Source organism: Lentibacter sp. (genome assembly GCF_029254145.1).
GTDB lineage: Bacteria > Pseudomonadota > Alphaproteobacteria > Rhodobacterales > Rhodobacteraceae > Lentibacter.
The window spans coordinates 1-5,964 of sequence record NZ_JAQWYD010000110.1 but is presented as its reverse complement, the minus strand read 5'-3'; the positions used below and the strand labels follow the sequence as shown (position 1 = coordinate 5,964).

3 protein-coding genes and 1 pseudogene are annotated in these 5,964 nt (G+C 51.6%); 3 read left to right on the top strand and 1 reads right to left on the bottom strand.

All coding sequences use genetic code 11. The annotated features are described in order from the left end of the window. Positions 1-131 precede the first annotated feature (131 nt). The 3 genes and pseudogenes from P8O11_RS12505 to P8O11_RS12495 form a co-directional block, all read left to right on the top strand. The gene (locus P8O11_RS12505; protein WP_300294659.1) at positions 132-773 is read left to right on the top strand and encodes a hypothetical protein; all 642 of its coding nucleotides are present in this window, start codon (positions 132-134) and stop codon (positions 771-773) included. Positions 774-2,222: 1,449 nt separating this feature from the next. After that, complete coding sequence (locus tag P8O11_RS12500; protein WP_300294657.1) at positions 2,223-4,175, top strand: phage/plasmid primase, P4 family; 1,953 nt, start codon at positions 2,223-2,225, stop codon at positions 4,173-4,175. A 198-nt stretch (positions 4,176-4,373) separates the two neighbouring features. After that, positions 4,374-5,432: pseudogene (locus P8O11_RS12495) on the top strand (FAD-binding protein); the annotation flags it as partial. A 218-nt stretch (positions 5,433-5,650) separates the two neighbouring features. On the opposite strand, the gene P8O11_RS12490 reads toward P8O11_RS12495, so the two are convergent. Beyond that, a partial coding sequence (locus P8O11_RS12490; protein ID WP_300294655.1) for a glutathione binding-like protein occupies positions 5,651-5,964 on the bottom strand: 314 nt, incomplete at its 5' end.

Below are 5,964 nucleotides of genomic sequence, written 5' to 3'. Positions count from 1 at the left end.
ATTGATAGCCTGCTGAACCACAAACAGAGTGCCACTCGAGGTGGCGTAATGCGCCACTACCAAAGATCCCAGAACCTAGACAAGCGTCGTGATGTGATGTCGCAGTGGGGCCAGCTATTAGAGGAATGGGTTTGACCGATAGCTTTATTGATCGCCGCAATGAAGAATTCGCAGATTACATTCAATGCGACGCCTCTCTCGTTCAGGAATTATACGTTGCTTCTAAAACCGCGGTAATTCCTGACCCCGAGGAGGCACAAGAAATAGCAAAAACGGTCGCGGCCTATGCAAATGCACTAAAGCATTTGGAACGCTTTGAAGAGGCATTAACAAAATTACCAGATATAGAACGCGGAGTGTTCCAAATTCAAAAAGACCACTGGTCAGAAGCCATTCCATCATTGAAGGAAGGATTACTTTCTTCAATGATAGTGGCACAAAAGCGTAAAGGCCGCGGATCAGGCCAAGGGCGGGCTAATCATAAAGCGAATGCAATCGCGGAGTTTGTTGCTCAGGTTTTTGAAAAGCTTAACAGGCCCATAACTTTTGGCATTAGCGGGCATGATAACGGACCAAGCACTGACTTTGGTAAAGCAGTGCAAAAGTGCTTAACAATTTATAACGTTCGATCGGCTCCTAAAAAAACAATACATTATGCTCGGAGCATTACGAAGCCAGTGGCACCCTTGGAAGTGATTGAAAACGGCAATCCAGCAGACTGGCGGCGTCCAACTCAGGCAGCATATATGCGGCGCAAATTGCCCAATGCCTAATTGATCCTACTTTAATCTTTTCTGGCATTTATCAGCGCCCAATCAACTCTGTCAGGTTAGCAGCATCTTCAATGACGGAGGTGCAAAATGGCACTCAAACAAACATGGCAACCCGAGCAACCGTTACCGCAGTACGCTGACAAAGCGACTGCCGCTGCGATCATTACCCACCACTTCTTCCCCATAAGCCCGCGCACTCTGGAGCGATGGCCTTTGACCGTTAGACGGCCAAACAAAGCGACAATCTACGAAGTGGCTGAGCTAATGCAGTACGCAGAAGCAAAGCTTCAAAGCGCATATACGTATAAGCAGGTGTAGGGCTGATTATGATTAAGATCGCAACACCTCCCACAGCTTCGCAAAACATTGGTTCTGGCTCGCCCTTTCATCCCTCAAACCGAGAGCGCGATGATTGCTACACCAATATTGTCCTGCAATTGTCTCCACGCTGGCGGATAATAACCTGCAAGCATGGCATACAGTGGATCCTGCAAAAGCGTTCTGTAGCGCCCCCGAACACAGGGACATGGGCGGGCAAGAGTTATGCAACAACGCGGGATGGCCTAATGGCCGCCTGTGCGGGGCGAGGTTTGCTCTCAGAGCCAACTGCGCGTTCAACAATAGAGGCCCTGCCATCGCACATTCGTCACTTCATCTTCGAGCAATCCCGCCCATAAAGAAACCGCGCGCTCAAAAGCACGCGGTTCAGTAACGCAGGTATAACTTGGGAAGGTCATTACCTGCCTCACAAATACCACGTCTTGTAGAGCGCCTCAACAATTGAGTTTATAAATGCAAGTTTATGATCAAAACACACCAGAGTTTCCCTCTGGCTTTGGCCAATGCGACACGCGTGCAATTACACTTAATGACGGCAGACCCAACCCGCACAAGCGCGCTGGCACCCCGTATAAGACCATCACCATCGCCGAGATCGGTGCGATGGCCAAAACCCTCAAACGTCTCCAAAAGAGCAGGCTCGCTGGTTCATCCCCTCAACTTACAACGACCTCGATGCGCGTACCCATGAGGTACAGCGGCAACGCGGCTCGTTCGCCTGGCTGACACTCGATGTAGATACGAACAATCTATCTCTAGAGGCTGTCGACGCCTCATTGTCTCATGTCATAGGTGAAGCTTGTCGCATCATCTACTCGACACGATCCGCAACTGAAGAAAACAAGAAATGGCGCACTTTGGTCCCGTTGGCCAACAAGATCGACGGTTCGGATTTCTCCGATACACAAAACGCCTTCTTCGATCTGTTGGAGGAGGCCAGCGAGGGTGCCCTGACGCCAGACAGAGCGTTGGCACGGCCAGCACAGCTGGTTTATCTCCCCAACCATGGTGATTTCTATGAGGTAAAACTTGATAAGGTAGAGGCGCTAGCCTTGTCACCTGATCATGCGATTATCCAGCATCGAGACGCAAAACAAAAGGCACTGGAGCTTGGAGCTTGGAGCTTGGAGCTTGGAGCTTGGAGCTTGGAGCTTGGAGCTTGGAGCTTTAGAGGCAAGGGCAGCACGAGACAAACGCAAGGCCAAAGTGCAACCAGGCGTATTATCGCCTATAGGCGCTTACAACAGCGCGCACACAGTAGCCGAGCTCCTAGAGCGCTACGGGTATACTCAAAACGGTCCATCCGTTGACTGGCGTAGTCCGTTTCAATCATCGGGCAGCTATGCAACACGCGACTTCGGAGACTACTGGATAAGCCTATCAGAGAGCGATGATGCGCAGGGAATTGGAACAAAAACAGTTAATGGGCATAGGTACGGGGATGCCTTCGCACTGTTCGTCCACTTCGAACACGGTGGCAATTTCAAAAGAGCCCTGACAGCCTACCGAACAGATTTGATACGGCTAGCCCCCCACGAGGAGAGCGTTATACCCCATTATGATACCTCAGCATCCTCACGTAGCTTCGAATCTTTACTAGAAGCAGCAAAGGCCTTGGACGCGAACCAGATCGACGAAATGGAGGCGATTGTAATAGAGGCAGCGGCGTTCAGTCCTGTCCGCCAGGACGCTGTGTTCCGCGCCATCAAAAATGCAACCAAAATTCCCATGGGGACAATCAGGGCGCAGTTGTCTCAACAGACACAGATCGTAGATCTAGATCACCTCGACCTTGCCCGAGCAACAATTCAGAACATTGGAGGTGAGAACTTAATTTATGCCGACGGCGCAGTCTGGCGCTGGCAAGAGCGCGGCATATGGACCGGGCAAGATCCGCGTGCAATCAAGCAGAGCGCACAGTTAGCGATTGATGAGCAAGAGATACACGTCACCGCGAATTTAGTGAACGGCGTTAGCGACGTTCTCAAGAACGAAATTTTCAAGCCCGAGCATGAATTCAACCTAGGGCACCCAGAAACGGTGAACTGCTTAAATGGCGAGTTAGAGCTGCTTGATTTCAGCAGTGCTTGGCAACTCGAGCCACATGATCGAGAACACTACCGCACAACGCAAATTCCTGTGGCATACGATCCAGAAGCCGACGCTCCACTATTCCGTGTCTTCCTTGAACAGGTGTTTCGTGATGACACTGACAAAACTGAAAAGATCCGATGTGTTTGTGAGCTGATGGGATACACTCTGATGAGCCATGCTCGTCATGAACTGTTCGTTATGCTGATTGGACCGGGAGCAAACGGCAAGAGTGTTTTGCTCGCGATCATAGAAGCCTTGGTGGGCGAGAAAAATGTTGCGGGCGTACAGCCTGCAAACTTTTCAGATAAGTTCCAACGGGCCCACCTGCACAAAAAACTCGCCAACATCGTGACAGAGCTCAAGCAGGGAGAGGTGATTGCTGACGCCGAGCTCAAGGGAATCACATCTGGTGAGCCATCAACGGTTGAGAACAAGCATCGTGACCCTTTTGTACTGCGACCCTTCTCTACGTGTTGGTTTGGGACAAACCACATGCCTCACACACGCGACTTCTCGGACGCGCTGTTTCGGCGAGCGGTCATCCTCCAGTTCAATCGTACTTTTGCCAAAGAAGAGCAGGACCCACAGCTCAAAGACAAGTTGCTGACTGAATTACCCGGCATCCTCAATTTGGCGCTCAGTGCATATGCAAATGCTCTTGAAAGTGGCTTCACCACGCCCAGTTCAACTGAGGCTGCCAAGAAGGAGTGGCGACTAGAAGCCGATCAGGTCGCACAATTTGTGGATGACGCCTGCTCACGCGATCCCAAAGCGCGAGAGAAAACGAGCAACGTTTTCGAAGCATACAAATACTGGGCTCAAGAAAACGGTGTAAGCCAAATGATGAGCCATAGGGGCCTGCGGGAGCGCTTAACGCGACTAGGTTTTGGCGAACACCGTAATCGGAAAGCCCGTTACGTTACAGGTCTTCGCATTGTCGTAGGAGGCCCCTTCTCCAAAAGCTTGTGACGCATGTGACGTATTTTTCTAATGTACGGTTTATGGTGAAAAAATATATTCATAGAAAACATTTTTTAGTGAATAGAGAGTGCAGTAAGAAAAAGCGTCACATGCGTCACCTCTACCTGCGCGACAGAAAACCACCCTCTGCCTCAACAAGCTTCGCTCAATTGGATGTGCCTAAAAGCGAGCTAAACGACGCAAAATGCAGCACCGGTGATCGACTGGTTGACAGAAACACACGGCCTCCCCTTCTCGCTCGTTGATGACTTTGACTACCCGGGTCACTCAAGCCGCCGTATGCACGTGCTCCCGACGCGTGCGGGCAGCGAGCTGATTGACGCATTACGCAGCGCCGCAGAGCGGGCAGGTATCGACATTATCTGCGAGCGTCATGCAGAAACGCTCTATTTCGCGGATGGCTCAGTCCACGGCATTGCCGCTCAGCGCCCAGACGGCGGCATTGAGACGATCGGCTGCGATAGGCTGATCCTTGCCTGTAACGGCTTTGGCGGCAATCGGGCTCTGGTATCAAAGCATATGCCCGAGATTGAAGATGGGCTCTGGTTCGGCCACGACGGTAACCGTGGGGAAGCTGTGCTTTGGGCAGATCAGATTGGTGCCGCAACCGAACACCTCGGGGCCTATCAAGGGCACGGAAACGTCGCCCATCCTCATGGCATTCTCATTACATGGGCGACGATCACAGAGGGCGGCGTTCAAGTAAACGCAGCAGGAGAGCGCTTTTGGAACGAAGCGCAAGGCTACTCCGAGGCCGCGCGCGCAGTGCTATCGCAACCAGATAGCGAAGCATATGCCATTTTTGACGGTCGCATCGCCGCAATCGCGCGGCAATTTGAGGACTTCAAACGCGCCGAAGCACAAGGGGCAATCAAGAGTGCTGCAACCCTCGAAGACCTTGCCCTTGCTCTTGGCCTACCAGCTAGAACCTTGTGTAAAACGATTACTGACATCCCACTAGACAGTACCGACCGTTTTGGCCGCACCTTTGGTAAATCTGTTCTCAGCCCTCCCTTTTGCGGTGTGCGCGTCACAGGTGCGCTGTTCCACACGCAAGGTGAGCTTCGGGTTGATACATCCGCACGCGTGATCAGCAAAGACGGTAGCTCCATCCCAAATCTATACGCTGGCGGCGGTGCAGCTTGCGGCGTTTCGGGTAGCGCGGACAGCGGTTATTTGTCTGGCAATGGTTTGCTTGCAGCAGCGGTATTAGGCCGCATTGCGGGAAGCGGCACCTTCAGTTGAGCCTAAGTCAGGTCGACCACTTACATTTAACGCTTATTGTGCAGGACTGCCCCACGGCTTAGTACTTCACTATGACATTCTCCAAGTTTGGATTTGATATTTTTCAGTTTCAGTTTCGGCAGGTGCATTGAGCGCAGCCGCCTTGGGTGTTATGCCCAAATTCAACTAATTCATGCACACTTCCCCATTCCATCAGTCATTTCAACACAGGGTTTTTGTTATGGCATTGGAACGTCGGTTGTATATTTGGGAACGGAATAGCCAGCTTGCACTGCCGGGCGTTCAGCGATGCGCAAATACCAGTCCTTGATGTTTGGAAAAGCGTTCAAGTCAACTTCTTGCCATTCAAAGCGCGACACCCATGGCCAGCATGCCATGTCTGCGATTGAATAGGTGCCGCGGCCTGCCCCAGCTATGAAATCACGCCCTTCCATGCGCGTGTTCAAAACAGTGTACAAACGTTGCGTTTCAGCGGCGTAACGCTTCTCGGCGTATTCCGATTTGCCTTTGTTATATTTCACAAAGTGATGGG